The organism is Paenibacillus sp. FSL P2-0136 (assembly GCF_037975325.1).
Lineage (GTDB): Bacteria > Bacillota > Bacilli > Paenibacillales > Paenibacillaceae > Paenibacillus_AQ > Paenibacillus_AQ silagei.
On the sequence record NZ_CP150244.1, the window covers coordinates 99,265 to 118,129 of the forward strand.

At 54.6% G+C, this 18,865-nt stretch carries 18 protein-coding genes; 13 read left to right on the forward strand and 5 right to left on the reverse strand.

Translation table 11 applies throughout. The features are described 5' to 3' along the window. Positions 1–138: 138 nt before the first annotated feature. The 4 genes from NYE26_RS00410 to NYE26_RS00425 all read left to right on the forward strand — a co-directional run bounded on the left by NYE26_RS00410 (position 139) and on the right by NYE26_RS00425 (position 2,624). Positions 139–435 (forward strand): transposase, encoded by a 297-nt coding sequence (locus NYE26_RS00410; protein WP_339223802.1) that lies wholly within the window; start codon positions 139–141, stop codon positions 433–435. Between the two features lie 11 nt (positions 436–446). Beyond that, positions 447–1,304, forward strand: coding sequence for an IS3 family transposase (locus tag NYE26_RS00415; protein WP_339257270.1), 858 nt, complete (start codon positions 447–449; stop codon positions 1,302–1,304). 154 nt (positions 1,305–1,458) lie between these two features. After that, positions 1,459–1,755, forward strand: a complete 297-nt coding sequence (locus NYE26_RS00420) for a transposase (protein WP_339223802.1) — start codon at positions 1,459–1,461, stop codon at positions 1,753–1,755. Between the two features lie 11 nt (positions 1,756–1,766). Beyond that, a complete protein-coding gene (locus NYE26_RS00425) occupies positions 1,767–2,624 on the forward strand; it encodes an IS3 family transposase (RefSeq protein WP_339257270.1) in 858 nt (285 codons plus the stop codon). A gap of 410 nt (positions 2,625–3,034) precedes the next feature. On the opposite strand, the gene NYE26_RS00430 is transcribed toward NYE26_RS00425, so the two are convergent. The 4 genes from NYE26_RS00430 to NYE26_RS00445 form a co-directional block, all read right to left on the reverse strand. Then, entirely contained in the window at positions 3,035–4,012 is a 978-nt protein-coding gene (locus NYE26_RS00430; protein WP_339253129.1) for an aldo/keto reductase, read from the reverse strand. Positions 4,013–4,077: 65 nt separating this feature from the next. After that, positions 4,078–4,290 carry a hypothetical protein gene (locus NYE26_RS00435; protein ID WP_339253130.1) on the reverse strand — a complete coding sequence of 71 codons (213 nt, stop codon included), beginning with the start codon at positions 4,288–4,290 and terminating at the stop codon, positions 4,078–4,080. Between the two features lie 263 nt (positions 4,291–4,553). Beyond that, positions 4,554–5,117: a PadR family transcriptional regulator gene (locus NYE26_RS00440; protein ID WP_036732907.1), complete on the reverse strand. Its 564-nt coding sequence runs from the start codon at positions 5,115–5,117 to the stop codon at positions 4,554–4,556. 4 nt (positions 5,118–5,121) lie between these two features. Beyond that, positions 5,122–6,642 carry an MDR family MFS transporter gene (locus NYE26_RS00445; RefSeq protein ID WP_339253131.1) on the reverse strand — a complete coding sequence of 507 codons (1,521 nt, stop codon included), beginning with the start codon at positions 6,640–6,642 and terminating at the stop codon, positions 5,122–5,124. Positions 6,643–6,910: 268 nt separating this feature from the next. Here NYE26_RS00445 and NYE26_RS00450 point away from each other — a divergent pair, with 268 nt between their 5' ends. The 3 genes from NYE26_RS00450 (at position 6,911) to NYE26_RS00460 (ending at position 10,329) form a co-directional block, all read left to right on the forward strand. Next, positions 6,911–7,258 carry a metal-sensitive transcriptional regulator gene (locus NYE26_RS00450; RefSeq protein ID WP_036732850.1) on the forward strand — a complete coding sequence of 116 codons (348 nt, stop codon included), beginning with the start codon at positions 6,911–6,913 and terminating at the stop codon, positions 7,256–7,258. A 295-nt stretch (positions 7,259–7,553) separates the two neighbouring features. After that, positions 7,554–7,754: a copper ion binding protein gene (locus NYE26_RS00455; protein ID WP_036732845.1), complete on the forward strand. Its 201-nt coding sequence runs from the start codon at positions 7,554–7,556 to the stop codon at positions 7,752–7,754. A gap of 118 nt (positions 7,755–7,872) precedes the next feature. Further along, positions 7,873–10,329 carry a heavy metal translocating P-type ATPase gene (locus NYE26_RS00460; RefSeq protein ID WP_339253132.1) on the forward strand — a complete coding sequence of 819 codons (2,457 nt, stop codon included), beginning with the start codon at positions 7,873–7,875 and terminating at the stop codon, positions 10,327–10,329. A 240-nt stretch (positions 10,330–10,569) separates the two neighbouring features. Here NYE26_RS00460 and NYE26_RS00465 read toward each other — a convergent pair whose 3' ends face one another. Beyond that, positions 10,570–11,508: a DMT family transporter gene (locus NYE26_RS00465; protein ID WP_209877405.1), complete on the reverse strand. Its 939-nt coding sequence runs from the start codon at positions 11,506–11,508 to the stop codon at positions 10,570–10,572. 208 nt (positions 11,509–11,716) lie between these two features. On the opposite strand from NYE26_RS00465, the gene NYE26_RS00470 reads away from it, so the two are divergent. The 6 genes from NYE26_RS00470 (at position 11,717) to NYE26_RS00495 (ending at position 18,865) form a co-directional block, all read left to right on the forward strand. Then, positions 11,717–13,060: a PLP-dependent aminotransferase family protein gene (locus NYE26_RS00470; protein ID WP_339253135.1), complete on the forward strand. Its 1,344-nt coding sequence runs from the start codon at positions 11,717–11,719 to the stop codon at positions 13,058–13,060. 151 nt (positions 13,061–13,211) lie between these two features. After that, positions 13,212–13,964, forward strand: coding sequence for an oxygen-insensitive NADPH nitroreductase (nfsA, locus tag NYE26_RS00475; protein ID WP_339253136.1), 753 nt, complete (start codon positions 13,212–13,214; stop codon positions 13,962–13,964). Positions 13,965–14,982: 1,018 nt separating this feature from the next. After that, entirely contained in the window at positions 14,983–16,245 is a 1,263-nt protein-coding gene (locus tag NYE26_RS00480; protein WP_339253137.1) for a prolyl oligopeptidase family serine peptidase, read from the forward strand. Positions 16,246–16,354: 109 nt separating this feature from the next. Beyond that, the gene (locus NYE26_RS00485) at positions 16,355–16,942 is read left to right on the forward strand and encodes a TetR/AcrR family transcriptional regulator (RefSeq protein ID WP_339253138.1); all 588 of its coding nucleotides are present in this window, start codon (positions 16,355–16,357) and stop codon (positions 16,940–16,942) included. 274 nt (positions 16,943–17,216) lie between these two features. After that, complete coding sequence (locus NYE26_RS00490) at positions 17,217–18,128, forward strand: ABC transporter ATP-binding protein (RefSeq protein ID WP_339253140.1); 912 nt, start codon at positions 17,217–17,219, stop codon at positions 18,126–18,128. Beyond that, a complete protein-coding gene (locus NYE26_RS00495) occupies positions 18,128–18,865 on the forward strand; it encodes an ABC transporter permease (protein ID WP_339257272.1) in 738 nt (245 codons plus the stop codon). Before NYE26_RS00490 ends, NYE26_RS00495 begins: the two co-directional genes overlap by 1 nt.

An 18,865-nucleotide genomic window follows, 5' to 3' on the forward strand; every position in this document is an offset into this window, starting at 1 on the left:
GAAATGAGGGGCACAAGTGCCCCTGAATGGGGCGAAAGTGGGCGGCGAGCGGAAATGAGGGGCACAAGTGCTGTTAGTGTTAACCGTGGACACCCGTTAAGAGAATAGAGATAATAAGCTTAACGAGGAGGTGTCCCCATGAGTGGAACACGGAGAAGCTACAATGAAGAATACAAAAGACAGACCGTAAAGTACATCCAGGAGCAGACGAAAACGGTGGCGGAACTGGCCCTGGAACTGGATGTCCCCGCCAAAACGTTGCATAAATGGCTAGGACAGTACCGGCAGTTTGAGAATGAGCCCATCGTGACTCCAGACAAATACAGAGAGCTGGAACGTCAACTGAAGGAGCGGGAGCAACAACTCGCAGAGCTGACAGAGGAGATGGCAATCCTAAAAAAAGCCGTGCACATCTTCAGCAATCCAAAGAACTGAGATTTCAGTTTATTGAAGATCATCGCTCCGAGTTCCGCGTGGAGAAGATGTGCAATGTCTTTCAGGTGTCCCGGAGCGGGTACTACAAATGGAGAACAGCAAAGCCCAGCCCTCAAGCCAGCCGCAAAACCTTGTTGCTGAAGCGGATTGCCTATCATTTTCATGACTCTAAGGGTCGCTATGGCAGCCCCAAAATCAAGGTTCTCCTAGAGCGTGAAGGGCACCAGGTCAGTGAACGCACGGTAGGCAAGTACATGAAAGAACTGGGTCTGCGCTCTTGTGTCGCAAAGAGATTTCGCGTATGCACCACCGACTCCAACCATCCGTTACCCATTGCCCCCAACCTGTTAAACCAGCAATTTCACACGGAAAAGCCGAACCAGACGTGGGTGGCGGATATCACCTACATTCCCTGCCGGGAAGGACGAATGTACTTGGCGAGTGTGCTGGACCTGTGTACCCGGGAGATTGTCGGCTGGCGGCTTAGCGACCGGATGACCACTGACCTCGTACAAGGCGCTCTGGACGCTGCCTACAAGGCCAAACGCCCCGGGAAGGGCTTAATTCACCATTCGGATCGAGGCTCCCAGTACGCCTCGGAAGACTACCGGGAACGCCTAAAGACGTACCAGATGACGGCAAGCATGAGCCGCAAAGGGAACTGTTATGATAACGCCTGTATCGAATCTTTTCACAGCCTCTTAAAAAAAGAGTTGGTGTACTGGAATCGATTTAAAACGAAGCAACAGGCGTATGATGCCATTTTCCAGTACATTGAATTTTTCTACAACCGCAAACGAATCCATGGGGCGCTCGGTTACGTTTCTCCGGTTCAGTTTGCAGCCACATTTAAGCGAACAACGATGTAGTTGCTGTCTACTTTCTTGACAGGAGTCCACAAGTGCCCCTGAATGGGGCAAAAGTGGGCGGTAGGCGGAAATGAAGAGCATAAGTGCTGTTAGTGTTAACCGTGGACACCCGTTAAGAGAATAGAGATAATAAGCTTAACGAGGAGGTGTCCCCATGAGTGGAACACGGAGAAGCTACAATGAAGAATACAAAAGACAGACCGTAAAGTACATCCAGGAGCAGACGAAAACGGTGGCGGAACTGGCCCTGGAACTGGATGTCCCCGCCAAAACGTTGCATAAATGGCTAGGACAGTACCGGCAGTTTGAGAATGAGCCCATCGTGACTCCAGACAAATACAGAGAGCTGGAACGTCAACTGAAGGAGCGGGAGCAACAACTCGCAGAGCTGACAGAGGAGATGGCAATCCTAAAAAAAGCCGTGCACATCTTCAGCAATCCAAAGAACTGAGATTTCAGTTTATTGAAGATCATCGCTCCGAGTTCCGCGTGGAGAAGATGTGCAATGTCTTTCAGGTGTCCCGGAGCGGGTACTACAAATGGAGAACAGCAAAGCCCAGCCCTCAAGCCAGCCGCAAAACCTTGTTGCTGAAGCGGATTGCCTATCATTTTCATGACTCTAAGGGTCGCTATGGCAGCCCCAAAATCAAGGTTCTCCTAGAGCGTGAAGGGCACCAGGTCAGTGAACGCACGGTAGGCAAGTACATGAAAGAACTGGGTCTGCGCTCTTGTGTCGCAAAGAGATTTCGCGTATGCACCACCGACTCCAACCATCCGTTACCCATTGCCCCCAACCTGTTAAACCAGCAATTTCACACGGAAAAGCCGAACCAGACGTGGGTGGCGGATATCACCTACATTCCCTGCCGGGAAGGACGAATGTACTTGGCGAGTGTGCTGGACCTGTGTACCCGGGAGATTGTCGGCTGGCGGCTTAGCGACCGGATGACCACTGACCTCGTACAAGGCGCTCTGGACGCTGCCTACAAGGCCAAACGCCCCGGGAAGGGCTTAATTCACCATTCGGATCGAGGCTCCCAGTACGCCTCGGAAGACTACCGGGAACGCCTAAAGACGTACCAGATGACGGCAAGCATGAGCCGCAAAGGGAACTGTTATGATAACGCCTGTATCGAATCTTTTCACAGCCTCTTAAAAAAAGAGTTGGTGTACTGGAATCGATTTAAAACGAAGCAACAGGCGTATGATGCCATTTTCCAGTACATTGAATTTTTCTACAACCGCAAACGAATCCATGGGGCGCTCGGTTACGTTTCTCCGGTTCAGTTTGCAGCCACATTTAAGCGAACAACGATGTAGTTGCTGTCTACTTTCTTGACAGGAGTCCAAAGTGCCCTTGAATGGGGCAAAAGTGGGCGGCGAGCGGAAATGAGGAGCATAAGTGCCCCTGAATGGGGCGAAAGTGGGCGGCGAGCGGAAATGAGGGGCACAAGTGCCCCTGAATGGGGCAAAAGTGGGCGGCGAGCGGGAATGAGGAAAGTAATCGGACTCAATGTATGCGAAAAACCGAACACAATCGGTCAGCGGGAGGCGTGTGGGCCGAATGTATGCGAAAAACCGAATACAATTCGGATGCTGCACCAGTTGGCTAAACGATAGGGTTAGCGTATTTCGACACAAAGAAGGTACTGTCCATACAAGGACAGTACCTCTCGACTATCGCTGAACCTGAACCTGTTCAATCATGTAATTTCCAGTAAAATTCAATCTCAAGGAAGCTTCTCCCCGCGGGAGGTGACGTACAGCTCATACCATTCCTTGCGGGAGAGCTCTAGCTGGTCTGCGTCTGCACAGGCAGCGATCCGCAGCGGATTCACGGTGCCAATGATGGGCTGGATGGCTGCGGGATGGGTCATCAGCCAAGCCAGCACGATAGCCTCGGGCGTTGTGCCCTTCTCGTTAGCAAGCCTCTGTACCATGGCTGCTGTATTCACAACATTCTCCGGCAGGCCTTCAAGCGGCCGTCCGCTGAAGAGTCCCTGGGCCAGGGGGCCCCAGGCCTGGAGCTGGATGTTCCCGGCGCGGCAATACTCCATGGTGCCCTCCGGGAATGTAATGTCCTTCCACGGGTCGCGGTTCACGCTGAGTACGGCGTCGACCCAGCTGATCCGGGACAGGCTCATATGCAGCTGGTTGACAATGAACGGCTCGTCGCAATAAGTCTGTAACAGCTGGATCTGGGCGGCGCTCATGTTGGAGACGCCGAAGTGGCGCACCTTGCCGGAGGCCTTGAGCTGATGGAGTACTTCCGCCACCTCTTCAGGGTCCATTAACGGGTCGGGGCGGTGCAGCAGCAGAATATCAATATACTCTGTGCCCAGCCGTGCGAGAGTTCCATCGACGCTGGACAGAATGTGCTCCCTGGAGAGGTCGAAGCTATTGGAGATATCGCCTGGCTCCATCAGCTTGATGCCGCATTTTGACTGGAGGAGAATGTCCTCGCGCAGCCCCGGCCGCTCCTTGAAGATCTGCCCGAACACCTTCTCCGCCTTGCCCCGGGTATAGATATCCGCATGGTCAAAAAAATTAATACCTATAGACAGCGCCGCATCCAGCGCCTCGTGTCCCTGCTTTATGTTCGCAGCCGTGACCGGTTCACGGTCCCACCCGCCGCCCAGCCCCATGCAGCCCAGGGCGATACGGCTGGCAGGTATGCCGCGCCGGTTAAGGGGTAACGCTCTCAGCAATGTGATCCCTCCATACCATTAAGCTTGTAAATGCTCCGATGATACTACCGGAAAAGCATACACCTTTAGAACCCGGTGTGGTATCTCTTGTCGCTGGAGGAGCGGTGCTTCGTGGTCTCTTTATCCTTCTCTTCCTCCTTCTCAAGTGTCAGGTCCTCTACGGGTATCGGGTCCACATGCTGCTCGCTCTCATCTACATCGAACAGGCTGGGCTTGTCTGTAGGGTATTGCTCCGGGTGGTCACGCTCGTCTCTGATCGGCTTTTTATCATCGCTCATAGCGGCTTCACTTCCCTTTCCAGAGTATCCGCCAGGGCGGGGCCGGCACACCGCACGAATACAAACTGTGGTACAGCCGGATGCCCAAGCCGCTCGCCAGCGGTTTGCTCCAAATATAAGAATTTATATGTTGCACACGATAACTTATCCTTCTATTTCTCGCTGAAACGGTACCGCCCTTTAAAAGGTCGGCAAAGCCGTTTCCACTTGCTAATAAACACATATCGTCTTCGCTAAACAATCACATCGGCTATCTACTTCTTTTAGTCTGCGATAATCGGTCTGCCGATATCATTCATTTTGCGGACGGCTACATCCTCATACAGGCGCTTCAGCCATTTCAGCTCGGTCTGGCTATGCTCATATCTGCCGTACATCATATGCAGCACCGAGCGGGGCACGATGGAGATATGCTCCTCGTATACTTGGTAGGCATAATTCACCTGATGCTCCGCCTCCCGGATGCGTTCCTCCAGCAGCTTCGCCACCTTGCCCTGGTCGATATGACGCGCGAGGGCCAGGGCCATGTACAGCGGATGATAGGGCGGATCACTTTTTTTAATCTGCTGGAGAATGAGCTGCTCCATCAATTCTTTGCCTTTATCCGTAATGCGGTAGATGGTCTTATCCGGCCGGTCCGGGCTGTGGATAATCTCTACCGCCTCGATATGGCCGCCTGCGGCCAGCTTGTCAACGGCATAATATAAGGAACCGGTCTGCAGCTTGATGACTTGATCCATGGAGCGTTCCTTCATGACAAGGGTGATCTCGTAGGGATGCATATCCCGCTCCAGCAGGAGTCCCAGAATCAGCAGCTTCATCGGCATGGGCTTACCGCTGACCTTGATTTGTACCGTGCTGGCTACCCTGCGGCAGCAGACGGTCCTTCGGCATCAGCAGGACGAAGACCACGGTAAGCACCGCCGGAACTATAGCCCACAAGAAGGTATGCGAGATCGACGAAGACAGTGAATTCGTGATTTTCTCCAGTACAGGCGGCGGAATCTGCGCTCTGGCCTCGGGCGTCAACGCGGAACGCGGGTCGCCGAAGGAAGCGGCCTGGCCGCTGTCTCCGAAGGCTGTACTAAGCTCGGAGGCGAAGTGGTTACGCTGGATAATGCCGAAGATCGTTATCCCCAGCGTCATTCCGAGCGAGCGCATGAAGGTACTGGTGGACGTTGCCGAGCCGCGCTGGCGCATGTCGAAATGCTGGATCGAAGACAGGCTGAGCACGGAGAAGGAGAAGCCGACTCCGAAGCCGGTCAGGGCCATGAAGGCATTAAGCGCCATTCGGGAGGTCTCCGGGGTCAATGTGCTGAGGGAGTAGATCCCGCCTACGAAGCAGACTGCTGACAGCAGCATGATGTTGCGGAAGCTCGTTTTGGTGGTAAGCAGGCCGCCGGACTGGCTGCCGATTACGGTACCGATCATCATCGGCATCAGAATCAGGCCGGAGTTGGTGGCCGAGCCGCCGTATACCCCCTGGACGTAGATCGGGATATATACCGTTGCTACGATGAATGCCGAACCATAGAACAGCCCCAGGATACTGCTGGTTGCGAACAGGCGCCCCCGGAACATGGCGAAGGAGATGACCGGCTCTGCCGCGAATTTTTCAATGACAATGAAGGCGATCAGAAGCACGGCGAACGCAGCGAACAGTCCGAGAATAGCCGCAGAATCCCAGGCATACTGGTTACCGCCAAGCTCCAGGGCGAACATCAGGCAGATAATCCCTGCCACCAGAGTGAAAGCGCCGCCCCAGTCAATCCGCTGCTTGGAATGTGATATGGATTCCTTGTAGGAGGTCATAATAAGGAAGAACGAGACAATTCCGATGGGCAGGTTAATATAGAAAATCCAGTGCCAGCTCACATATTCGGTGATATAAGCACCAAGCAGAGGCCCAATCACACTGGAGATCCCGAAGACAGCACCGAAGAGTCCGGTGAGCTTGCCTCTTTTCTCAGGCGGGAAGATGTCGAAGACAATCGTGAAGGCAATCGGCATGAGTGCACCGCCGCCAATTCCTTGAATCGCACGGTATATACTAAGCTGGGTGATGCTGGTAGCCGTTCCGCACAGTGCGGAGCCGATCAGGAAGACGATGAGGCCGAAGATGTAGAACCGCTTGCGTCCGTACATATCGGACAGTTTGCCGAAGATCGGGGTGCCAGCCATAACCATGACCATATAGGCGGAGGTGACCCAGACGATTTTATCGAGTCCTCCGAGATCAGAGACAATCGTGCCCATCGCTGCGGCAACAATGGTATTATCCATGGCCGACATCAGAATGCCGAGCAGCAGTCCGACAATGACGAGCTTGAGATTACTTTCTTTGGTGTGCATGTTAAGCTCCTTTATGTTTAAAATTCAATGGAATTTTATTATATTCAAATTTGAATAGGGTGGCAATTGTTTTTTTCAGGAGGACAGACGGGTTGGGATCTGCTTGGGAACTTGCATGCGTGTACTTGGTATTCCTTATCGGCCGGTCCTTTATTCCAGCTGCAATAGGGAAAAGTATCTGAAGGAGGGGCGGAGGGCGCTTGTCCGCTAAGGTCTTGACATACCCATGGGGGGTATATTATATTGGTACATAAGGAGGCTGATTCCTGTGTCTACAAATGAGAAGGACCCTGCCGGACAAGATTGCGCCGAAGCCTGCCATTCTTCTGCTTCCGGCGACCGCAAGAGTCATCATTCCCCGGAATTCAAGAATGGGCTGACGACCCGGCTGAACCGGATTGAAGGGCAGATCCGCGGTGTGAAAGGTATGATTGAACGGGATACTTACTGCGATGATGTGCTGAATCAGCTGGCGGCGGTGCAGGCGGCCCTGAACAGTGTCGGCAAGCTGCTGCTTGAAGGCCATATGAAGAGCTGCATTATCGAACGGATCGAAGCCGGTGAGCATGAGGTGATTGATGAGCTGCTGGTTACGGTGAACAAGCTGATGAAATAGAGGTTGGGCCTGTTGAGTTTGAAGGTCTAAATTCAATGATGCGGGTCGTAACTGCGGTGAATTTTGAACTTTCGGCCGCTGTTGTCCACAGATTTCATGATTGATACCGCCGTAGCGGTAGAAATCCGTGGACAAAGGCGGTCGCTGGCGCTCCTGCAGTTTCAAAATTCCCCTCCGTTACTATCATCTATTGTTATTTTCTCAAGATCAAACTCTTCAGGCATATGAGGAGCCGAAAGACCAAGCATTCGCTTACAATTAAGCAAACGCTAAATAACATTAGGAGGTTATTCAAATGTCGAATGTAACACTGAATGTTGAAGGAATGTCCTGCGGTCATTGTGTAAGTGCTGTAGAGAAGGCTGTTAGCGGCGTAGGCGCTGCGGCGAAGGTAGATCTGCCGGCGAAGACGGTGGCGGTTGAATTCGATGAGAATACGGTAAGCCTGGATAAGATCAAGGCTGCTATTGAAGATCAGGGCTACGACGTAGTGTAAGCTAAGGGTTGTAATATAAGGGCTTGGAGCAGGGAACCCTGGGGTACAGGGCCGGGCGCCAATGCCTTTTCTTTTCAAAATAAATATACCCCTTGGGGGTATATGGAGGTGCATGAGGATGGAAAAGAGTGCAGAGTCCGCCCCGCAGCAGCAGGCAACGCTGCAGATTACCGGCATGACCTGCTCCGCCTGTGCGGCGCGGATCGAGAAGGGTTTGTCCCGCATGGAGGGGGTGACCCGGGCGAATGTCAATCTGGCGCTGGAGCAGGCTACGGTGGGCTTCGACCCGGCGGCTCTGGATGTGCCGCAGATTGAAGAGAAGATTCGTTCCCTTGGCTACGATACGCTGAAGGAATCGGCGGATTTCGATATCACAGGAATGACCTGTGCGGCTTGCTCGTCACGGATTGAGAAGGTGCTGGGACGGATGCCGGGGATTGCTGCGGTCAATGTGAACCTGGCGTTGGAGACCGCGCATGTGGAGTACTCGCCGGGTAATATCAGTACCGCCGAGATAATGGATAAGGTGAGCAGCATCGGCTATAAGGCGGCGCTTAAGCAGGACCGGAAGGATATCGCGGAGCAGCGCAGCGAAGAGATTACACGCAAGCGGAATAAGTGGATGATCTCCGCGCTGTTATCTCTCCCGCTGCTCTGGGCCATGGCAGGCCACTTCTCGTTCACTACGTGGATCTGGACGCCCGAGCTGTTCATGAATCCCTGGTTCCAGCTTGTGCTGGCTACCCCGGTTCAGTTTGTGATCGGCTGGCAGTTCTATGTCAGCGCCTATAAGGCGCTGAAGAACGGCAGTGCCAACATGGATGTGCTGGTGGTGCTGGGCACCTCTGCGGCTTATTTTTACAGCCTATACCTGACGATTGATTCCCTGAAAATGAGCGGGATGAACCATACCGTGGAGCTGTATTTCGAGACCAGCGCGGTGCTGATCACGCTGATTCTGGTGGGCAAATGGTTTGAGGCGCTGGCCAAAGGGCGTTCATCAGATGCGATCCGCAGCCTGATGGGGCTGCAGGCCAAGACTGCGCTGGTGCTGCGGGACGGTGCAGAGCTGAGTATTCCCGTCGAGGATGTAGTGATCGGCGATATTGTGCTGGTGAAGCCCGGCACGAAGGTGCCTGTAGACGGTGAAGTCGTAGAGGGGCTATCCTCCGTCGATGAATCTATGCTCACGGGCGAGAGTATGCCGGTAGAGAAAAAGCCGGGGGATTCCGTTATCGGAGCCACGCTGAACAAGAATGGAATGCTGCGGGTCAAAGCCCGCAAGGTCGGCCGCGATACAGCGCTGGCACAGATCATCAGAGTCGTGGAGGAAGCGCAGGGCTCGAAGGCGCCCATTCAGCGGGTTGCCGATGTCATCTCTGGGATCTTCGTGCCGATTGTGGTCGGTATTGCTGCCGTAACGTTTGGTGTCTGGTATATCTGGGGAGCGCCCGGTCAGTTCCCGGAGGCACTGGAGAAAGCCATTGCGGTGCTTGTCATTGCCTGTCCGTGCGCACTGGGACTGGCGACGCCAACCTCGATTATGGCCGGGTCCGGGCGGGCTGCTGAGTTCGGCATTCTGTTCAAGGGCGGGGAGCATCTGGAAGCTGCGCAGGGCGTGAAGGTAGTGGTTGTGGATAAGACCGGGACCGTGACCAACGGCAAGCCGGTGCTGACCGATATTGTAGCGACTACAGCAATAGCTGCACAAGGCCGGGTGCTTGGCGAGAACCGGCTGCTGGCCATAACAGCGGCTGCGGAGAAGCTCTCGGAGCATCCGCTGGCGGAGGCCATTGTGGCTGGAGCACAGGGCAGAGGAATCGATCTGCCGCCTGCGGGCCAGTTCGAGGCGGTACCGGGGCGCGGGGTGTCGGCGGTAGTGGACGGCCAGAAGGTAAGCGTAGGCACACGGCGGATGATGGTGGAGAACGGGCTGGATATCGAGCCGTGGACAGGGATCATGACCAAGCTGGAGCAGGAAGGCAAAACAGCGATGCTGGTAGCCGTCGATGATGCGGTAGCGGGAGTGATTGCCGTGGCTGACACCATCAAGGAGACCTCACGTGAGGCGGTATCCCGGCTGCATGCCATGGGCATCGACGTTGTCATGATTACTGGAGACAACAAGATTACGGCCCAGGCGATTGCGGATCAGGCGGGCATCCGCACGGTTCTGGCGGAGGTGCTGCCTGAGGGCAAGGCGGAAGAGATCCGCAGGCTCCAGAGCGGCGGGGTCAAGGTGGCTATGGTCGGCGACGGCATCAACGATGCTCCGGCGCTGGCGACCGCGGATACAGGCATGGCGATCGGCACCGGCACGGATGTGGCGATGGAGGCGGCGGATATTACGCTGATGCGCGGTGATCTGATGAGTATCCCGGATGCGATCCTGATGAGCCGCAAGACTATGCGCAATATCAGGCAGAATCTGTTCTGGGCGCTGGCCTACAATACGGTCGGAATCCCGATTGCAGCGCTCGGCTTTCTGGCCCCTTGGCTGGCCGGAGCTGCGATGGCCTTTAGCTCGGTATCGGTGGTACTGAATGCGCTGCGGCTACAGCGCGTCAAGCTATAAGAATTATGCGGCCTGCCGCAGCCGGAGTCATCCGGACGGACAGAAGGCCGCAACTCAAAGAATCGCCGGCGAGCATCTGCCGGCGATTCTTTATTTAAATATAAGAATTTATATGTTTTACTCTATAAATTATCCTTCTATTTCTCGCTGAAACGGTACCATCCTTTAAAAGGACGGCAAAGCCGTTTCCACTTGTTATCGAAGAAGCTGAATGGATAGGCGAATGAAGTCTAAGCTACTCTATTCGCTGGCTGCTGCGGAAGCCGCAGCGGTCTTTTTCCGGCCAAGCAGGTTCGTGCCAATGACCCCGGCGATGATCAGGAAGGATCCGATCCAGTGATAGACCGTGATCTGCTCACCCAGGAAGACCGCTCCGGCTGCAATGGATACGATGGTGGACAGATTTGTGAACACGCTCATGAGTGAGGCCTCGATTTTGGATAAAATATAGGTTGAAGTCAGGGTTGTGACCAGCGAGGCGACCACCCCAAGATATACGGCGGACAGGACAAACGTTGCGCTTCCCAGCGGATTCAGGAACTCCCCGAGCGTCCCGCTGACTGTATGACCAGTGAGCGAGATGATCAGGAAGGTGGCGAAGCCGACCCCCATCATCAGATAGCTGAGCTCAGCGGGGCTGAAGTGGCTGGAGAGGGAGCGGGCCAGCACACTGTACCCGGCAAAAGCGAGACAAGTCATAAACAGCAGCACAATCCCGGTCATATTAGACAGCTGAATGCCGCTTCCCTTCATGACGAAGATGAATACCACGCCGAACACCGAGAGGAAGATGCACAGCTTTTGCAGCAGGGTGGTCTTCTCCTTCAGGAAAATCGCAGCGATGATCATCGTCACGACCGGAGTGAACGAATAGAGGATGCCTCCCTCGGCTGAGGTGGCGCGCTGAAGTCCGAAGACCTGCAGGGTGAAGAAGCCGAGCGGGTACATCGCGGCGAGCAGCAGGGCCCGGCCAATCGGCTTGCCCCGGTAGGAAACCTTGACCCAGCCGAGGGCGACCGGAACCGACATGACGGCAAAAGAGGCGGCGAACCGGAAGGTCAGCGTGTCGAGCGGCCCGGCATGAACGAGCGCCACTTTGGTGAACAGGAAGGAGAAGCCGATAATGACCGCATTGAGTACGGCGAAGCTGTAGGCCAGCTTGAGTCCTTGTTTGTGCATGGGTACATCTCCTTGTAGGTTAGTGAAGATTGGATGCTGTAAACATTCGATCTATTACTTTAAAATTAAAGGAAAAGGCGTACACCAACAATACAAGGTTTCCTTAACTGTACCGGTACAGTTTGCAGCGATCCCTATATAATAAGGGAAGAATAATAGGATAAAATACAAGGCATAGCATGGTAATGACGGCGAACGGAGGCGGGCGATGAACAAGTATCATCAGGTGATCACAGAGCTGGAGCGGCAGATGAAGGAAGGGCAGTACCGCCCCGGGGATAAGCTACCGTCTGTGCGCAGTGCTTCAGAAATCTATGGCTGCAGCGTCAGTACCATTCTGAAGGCTTACGGGGAGCTGGAGCGGACGCATACGATCTACTCTATTCCGCAGAGCGGCTATTACATGGTGGACAAGAGTGACGATTCGGCAGCGGCGGGGGGTGAAGGGGCGGTTGATTTTGCTTCGGCTTCGCCCGATCTGAACGTGTTTCCGTACCTGGACTTCCAGCATTGCCTCAATAAAGCGATTGACCAGTACAAATACCATCTGTTCACCTATGGCGATGCGCTGGGGCTGGAGACACTGCGCCGCACCCTGGTGTCGCATCTGGCGGAGTATCAGGTGTTCGCCAAGGCGGAGTCGATCCTGATTACCTCCGGGATACAGCAGGCGCTGGAGATTCTGGCCAGAATGCCTTTTCCCGGCGGCAGGACGGAGATTCTGGTAGAACAGCCGGGATATGATATCTATCTGCGGTATTTGGAGGCTGAGGGGCTGCCGGTGAGCGGAATCGGGCGTTCGGCGGCCGGCATCAACCTGCAGGAGCTGGAGGAGCGGTTCGCCAGCGGGAGATTCAAGTTTTTTTATACGATGCCCAGATATCACAATCCGCTTGGGACAACGTACAGCACCGAGGAACGCAAGGCCATTGCCGGACTGGCAGCAAGGTACGATGTCTATATCGCCGAGGATGATTATATGGCGGATCTGGGGATCGGACGGCGTTATGACCCGATCTATGCGTATGACCAGACCTCCCATGTCATTTATCTCAAAAGCTTCTCCAAAATCATCTTCCCGGGCCTCCGGCTCGGTGCGGTAGTGGTGCCGCAGCCACTGCTGGAGACCTTCCGCTCCTATAAAGGCTACACCGATACCTCGCTGCTGTCGCAGGCTGCGCTTGAGGTATACATCAAGAACGGGATGTACGGGCATCACAGGCACAAGATCAAAGCTATGTACGCCAAAAAAATCCGCGCGGTATACGAAGCACTTGGGCGGCATAATACGGAAGGCATCATCGAAGCCTCTGCGGACAGCTCCGGCATCTATATCCAGTTCAAGCTGCCGCTCACCGTCAACCTGGAGCGTCTGGTCAAGCGCCTGGCCGGGCGGAAGATCCACGTGGTGCCGGGGAACGGCTTCTATCTGCCGGGTTACCAGAGTCGCGACAAATTCCTGCGCATCAGTATTTCCCGGGCGGGGCTTACGCAGATTGATGAGGGAATCCGGGAGATAGTCCAGGAGGTGAAGCGGGGGAGCGGGTGGTAAAGGCCTTAGAGGCGGAAGAGGCTAAAGAGTCGAAAGAGTCGAAAGAGTCGAAAGAGGGAGGAAGAGGCTGGAAGGAAGCCCCACTTGTTGTCTGAGCCGCGAAATGGGATCATAATAGGCTTATATAGGAGTGAAGAGAGGCGGGATGATAATGAAACCCACGAATGAAACCCTTGAGCTGTTGAACCGTCATACCTCTGTCCGCCAGTACCAGGACAAGCCGGTTAGTGACGAACTGCTGGCAGCAGTGATTGGAGCGGGGCAGATGGCTTCGACCTCCAGCAATGTCCAGGCGTACACAGTTATTGCTGTAACGGAGCCAGCACTGAAAGCCCAGTTATCTGCCTTATCCGGCAATCAGGTGTACATCGAGCAGTGCCCGGTCTTTCTGGTCTGGTGTGCGGATCTGTACCGGCTGCGGGAAGCGTCTGCTCCGCATTTGGAGGAGAAGCCGTCCTATGAGGACACGGCCGAGAATCTGATTGTAGCGACTGTCGATGTGGCGCTGGCCGCGCAGAATGCTGCCGTTGCCGCAGAATCGTTTGGCCTTGGCATTGTCTACATCGGCGGCATCCGCAATCAGATCGCCGCTGTATCTGAGCTGCTCGGCCTGCCAGAGCTGGTCTATCCGGTCTTCGGCATGTGCCTCGGGTATCCGGCCGCCGTGAACGGCATCCGCCCGCGCCTGCCGCAGGCAGCGGTGCTGCATCATAACGGCTACAATGCCGAAGCCGCAGTGGAACAGGCCCGCGTATACGACACCATCTCCAGCGACTATATGCGCGAGCGTACCGGCGGCCAGAGCGCAGCCTCCTGGTCGGAGATGATGGCCGGCCGGCTGGCTCAGCCTGCCCGGCTGCACATGAAGGAATTCCTGCTTAGCAAGGGATTCATGCAGAGGTAGAGATTTGGTGAGCCTTCCCCGTGGTCGCGGGGGAGGCTTTTTTTGGATTGGAGGGGCGCGGGGCGAATGTATGCGAAAAACAGGCATGACAAGACAGAGGCCTTGTCGCCCCCAGGAATGAAAATAAGTCGGGTGCATCAGTCGCATCCCGACTTTTATTTTCGTATTAACCGAACATAGTGGTCTGGCGCGAAGGTACGCAGGCTCAATACGCCACATCCAGTAACAAATATTGAAATTTCCTGCAAGAAATGCAACAATGCTGTCCAATATAAGCGGCCTATGCAGAAATCCTGCACCAAATGCAACAATGTCAGAGCTAACCTGCTCAAAATACCAAAATTCCTGCAAATGATGCAACATTGCACCGCAGCCAGTAACATGTCTGGAGAAATCCTGCAAAAACTGCAACAATGTTGCTCCATACAAGCGGTTGGTGAGAGTGAAAACCATCAAAAATGGCCAGAGATAGGCAGAACGTCGCCATGATGTGCTGATGCGGGGATATCGGGGCGAATGTATATGGAAAACAACATACAATGCGCAACTGCAAGGATGAGCAGGGCGAATGTATGTGGAAAACAACATACAATGTGCAACTGCAAGGGTTAGCGGGGTAAATGTATGCCGAAAACAACATACAATGTGCAACTGCAAGGGTGAGCAGGGCGAATGTATGTGGAAAACAACATACAATGTGCAACTGCGGGGGTGAGCGGGGCGAATGTATGCGGAAAACCGAATGCAGTGGGTTCGAGTGAAGGTAAGGGAGCCGAAGCGAGCGGAATACTATTCCCCCATTTGATTATTTTGCACGTATTGCAAAATTGCATTAAAAGAAATATTGCGTGTTGCGCAAAAATATGGAAAGTGCTAAAATCTGGTTAGAGACCGAATTTCGCTGGACGCCAACACCCGGGCCCGGAATCGCGCCGTAGCCTGATTCCCTCTTCCGCTTCGCGGCTGTGTCTGCTGTGGATGATCTTGAAAGGATAGATTGGAGAAGGATGAGAATGGTATGGTACAGGTAGATGGGCAAGAGACAAAGGTGGCTGCACGATTGACGCACAAGGTATTCTTTGAGCGGGATGACATTGAGTTCACATTCCAGTGGCTGCTGTCGTTCGTACACTGCGGCGGTGTGTCGCAGGGGGAAGTATTCAAGCTTGCAAGGAACATCGATCCCGGCTCTTTGACCAGCTGGAAGACTGAATTCGAGAAGGAAGCCGTTAAAATCGAGGCAACAGCAGAGCGCTGCCTGAAGAAAGGGCATCTGATCAGCGCCAGCGAGGCATTTATCCGTGCCCACTCGTATTACCGGGCAGCCTTCTATGGAGCTTTTCCCGGTGAACCGGATTTCGTTCGGTACCACGGCAAAAGTGTGGAATGCTTCCGCAAGGCACTTGATGCGAAGTCTGAGCAGATCCCCCATGAGTGGGTCGAGGTGGAATACAAGGGGTATAAGTTCCCGGGCTGCTTCCTGAAGGCGGAGCACGGGAATGCGCCTAAGCCAACGATTATTTTCCATAACGGCGGGGAGACGCACAAGGAAGATACCTATTTTCTCGGAGGGCAAGCGGCTATTGACCGGAGATACAACGCGCTGATCGTAGACCTTCCTTATGATGTATGTGTCAGATTCTATGAGCCTGAGGCGACAGCACGGAACTTCCCGCGCGAGGAGCTGCATAATGTCTACAGAGCCACCACGGATTTCGTACTGGCCCGTCCGGATGTGGACCCTGAGCGGCTGGTGGTCAGCGGCATGAGCTATGGCGGGGCCAAGACGATGGTGCATGCCAGCTGTGACGACCGCTTCGCTGCGGCAGTGCCAAACTCGCCGGTGTACTCTATGGCGTCCTTCATTGAACGCGGGATGCCTTCATTCCTGCGGGGCACCGCGGAAGAAGCGGCGGAGCAGAGCAAGAAGATGCCCTATACCGGCCAGGTTCTATTCGCCGGATCGGCTTGGTCGCACGGCTTCGACAGTATTGCCGAGTGGTATCATGTAGCCAGGGAAGCCATCGAAGTGGACCCGAAGGACGTCAAATGTCCCCTGCTCTCCATGTATTCGGAAGCAGAGCATCCTGAGATGCAGCGGCAAGCGATAGACACTTACGAGAAGGCTCCGAATGAGAAGAACGCGATATTCAAGGGGACGGAAGAGGATGGTGCCGACCTGCATTGCCAACTGAACAATCTGCCGCTCAGCTATCAGGTGATGTTTGACTGGCTGGACGAGGTGCTGGATTATAACATTCAGCTTCCAGTGGCGCAGTAAACCATTCCGCAGAATGATACCAGGGTCTGTAGTGCTGAAATTTTCAGCACCGCAGGCCTTTGATTACATATAGAATTGACTACATACAGGAATGGAGACATAGACGGACATGACGACTGAGAAACCGGGCTTGAGAGAACGCAAGAAGGAAGAGACCAGGCGGACGCTAAGTGATGTAGCCTGCAGACTTGCCATGGAGAAAGGGGCCAGTCAGGTTCGGGTGGAGGATATTGCCGCAGCTGCGAATGTCTCCATGCGGACGTTCAATAACTATTTTGCGTCCAAAGAGGCTGCTATTGTCGGCAATGCCTATCAGCGTTCCGAGCGGATAGCGGCTACCCTTGCCAGCCGTCCTTCAGGTGAACCGCTTCAGGACTCCATCCGCGCCGCTGTGCTTGACGGATTCGCTGAGACTACAGACCGGCAGTGGTATGCACGCATCGTCCTCCTCCGCGATGATCCTGCATTGTTCGGCGCGACACGGAAGGTGGAGATCGAGATTGAGCGGGAGCTCGCTAAGGTGATATCGGAGCGTACACACAAGGATGTGAAGCTCGACCTGTACCCGGATTTATTGGCCGCGCTGCTTATGGCAGCGATACGAACAGCGGTTTTCCATTGGGTAAGCGCCCCTCCCGGAGGGGAGACGCTGAACGGCATGCTGGAACAGGCGATTGGGCAATTGAGGTTTGAGTAATATGCACACGGAGGCGCTCCTGCTACGATAACGGAATCGTGACAGGAGCGCTTTATTTAAATATAAGAATTTATATGTTTCACATGATAAATTATCCTTCTATTTCTCGCTGAAACGGTACCGTCCTTTAAAAGAACGGCAAAGCCGTTTCCACTTGTTGCCCGGGTGACAGTTGTCACTTTGAATCGGTGACAGTCCATACTGATGCTTCTCTCCGGTCTCCGGTACTATAGCAATATAGCCAAGAGGGCAGAAGGACACGGAGGGATACACGATGGAACATGTCATTGAAATGAACAATGTCAGCCGCAGCTTCCAGGAGAAGCAAGCGGTAAAGCAGGTGAGCTTTACGATTAGCCGCGGCTCGATCACAGCGGTGCTTGGCCCTAATGGAGCCGGCAAAACCACCACACTGGCAATGCTTCTGGGCTTGCTTGAGCCCTCGGAGGGCAGCGTGAAGGTGTTCGGTCTTAAGCCGGCAGACGTCAGGGTGAAGCAGCGGACCGGAGCCATGCTCCAGGAGGTCAGTGTCATGGACCGGCTCAAGGTCCGGGAGCTTCTGGCCCTGATCCGCAGCTATTATCCGCAGCCCATGGAGATGGAGGTGCTGCTTCAGGCGACGGGGCTGGGGGAGGCGGATCTGAACCGCTATGCGGAGAAGCTCTCCGGCGGGCAAAAGCGCAGTCTCAGCTTCGCGCTGGCGCTGGCGGGCAACCCGGATCTGCTGTTTTTTGACGAGCCGACGGTGGGGTTGGATACGACAGCGCGGCGGCTTTTCTGGGAGAGGGTGCGGGGACTGGCCGATCAGGGCAAGACGATTCTGTTCAGCACCCATTATCTGCAGGAGGCGGAGGATATCGCGGACCGGATTCTACTGTTCAACCGGGGAGTGCTGGCGGCGGACGGAAGCCCGGACGAGATTAAGGCGAGACTGGTCAAGAAGTCGCTGTCCTTCCTGGCGTCCGGCGACCCGGCGCTGCTGTGCAATCAATTGCTGGAGCTGCCAGCCGTGGAAGGCTGCTACGAGAAGGATGGACGGCTGCATGTGTCGACAGGGAATACGGATGAGGCGCTGCGGGCTATTTTCGTGAACGGGCTGGCCGTGCAGGATGTACGGATCGACCAGGGGAAGCTGGATGAAGCGTTCGAGCAATTGACCCTGAATCAAGAGGAGGCGGCAGTATGATGAACCCTATGATGGCCCAGTGCAAGGCAGAGCTGCTGCGGATTATCCGCAATCCCTATTATGTATTCTGGTCGCTGCTCATGCCGATTATGTTCTACTTCATCTTCACCCGGGTGGTGAATACGGGGACGGACGATACGAAGCAGTGGCAGGCGCATTATCTGATGTCGATGGCGGCCTTCAGCGTGATGGGCTCGGCGATTATGACCCTCGGCGTCCGGCTGGTGCAGGAGCAGACGCAGGGCTGGAATAAGTTTATCCGTATTACTCCGCTGCCGCCTTCGGTATATTTTTTCGGCAAAATGTTCGGTCAGAGCATCATGCATCTGTTCTCGGTTCTGTGCATTTTCGCAGCCGGGTACCTGATTAACGGGGTATCGCTGACAGCAGCGCAGTGGCTGCTTAGCGGACTGTGGCTGCTTGCGGGCTCTCTGCCTTTTCTGGCGCTGGGTACGATTATCGGGTCCATGAAGCGGGTGGATACGGCCAGCGGGGTGAGCAATGTGCTCTATATGGGGCTGGCGGTGGCCGGGGGCATGTGGATGCCTCTGGAGATTATGCCTAAGCTGATGCAGAAGATCGGACACTGGCTGCCGTCCTACAATTATGGAGATGGAGCCTGGGCGATTGTAGCGGGAGATTCCCCGTCGTGGAAGGCCGTACTGCTGCTGCTCGGTTACCTGGCTGTATTTATGTTATTATCGGTCTATATAAGGCGAAAACAGGAAGCGGTGTAA

Excerpts from the sequence above, each read along its gene's own strand:
- NYE26_RS00410 (WP_339223802.1), top strand. The coding sequence starts at position 139 with ATGAGTGGAACACGGAGAAGCTACAATGAAGAATACAAAAGACAGACC.
- NYE26_RS00420 (WP_339223802.1), top strand. The coding sequence starts at position 1,459 with ATGAGTGGAACACGGAGAAGCTACAATGAAGAATACAAAAGACAGACC.
- NYE26_RS00435 (WP_339253130.1), bottom strand. The coding sequence starts at position 4,290 with ATGAGCGATGATAAAAAGCCGATCAGAGACGAGCGTGACCACCCGGAG.
- NYE26_RS00440 (WP_036732907.1), bottom strand. The coding sequence starts at position 5,117 with ATGCCGATGAAGCTGCTGATTCTGGGACTCCTGCTGGAGCGGGATATG.
- NYE26_RS00445 (WP_339253131.1), bottom strand. The coding sequence starts at position 6,642 with ATGCACACCAAAGAAAGTAATCTCAAGCTCGTCATTGTCGGACTGCTG.
- NYE26_RS00455 (WP_036732845.1), top strand. The coding sequence starts at position 7,554 with ATGTCGAATGTAACACTGAATGTTGAAGGAATGTCCTGCGGTCATTGT.
- NYE26_RS00460 (WP_339253132.1), top strand. The coding sequence starts at position 7,873 with ATGGAAAAGAGTGCAGAGTCCGCCCCGCAGCAGCAGGCAACGCTGCAG.
- NYE26_RS00465 (WP_209877405.1), bottom strand. The coding sequence starts at position 11,508 with ATGCACAAACAAGGACTCAAGCTGGCCTACAGCTTCGCCGTACTCAAT.
- NYE26_RS00470 (WP_339253135.1), top strand. The coding sequence starts at position 11,717 with ATGAACAAGTATCATCAGGTGATCACAGAGCTGGAGCGGCAGATGAAG.
- nfsA (WP_339253136.1), top strand. The coding sequence starts at position 13,212 with ATGAAACCCACGAATGAAACCCTTGAGCTGTTGAACCGTCATACCTCT.
- NYE26_RS00480 (WP_339253137.1), top strand. The coding sequence starts at position 14,983 with ATGGTACAGGTAGATGGGCAAGAGACAAAGGTGGCTGCACGATTGACG.
- NYE26_RS00485 (WP_339253138.1), top strand. The coding sequence starts at position 16,355 with ATGACGACTGAGAAACCGGGCTTGAGAGAACGCAAGAAGGAAGAGACC.
- NYE26_RS00490 (WP_339253140.1), top strand. The coding sequence starts at position 17,217 with ATGGAACATGTCATTGAAATGAACAATGTCAGCCGCAGCTTCCAGGAG.
- NYE26_RS00495 (WP_339257272.1), top strand. The coding sequence starts at position 18,128 with ATGAACCCTATGATGGCCCAGTGCAAGGCAGAGCTGCTGCGGATTATC.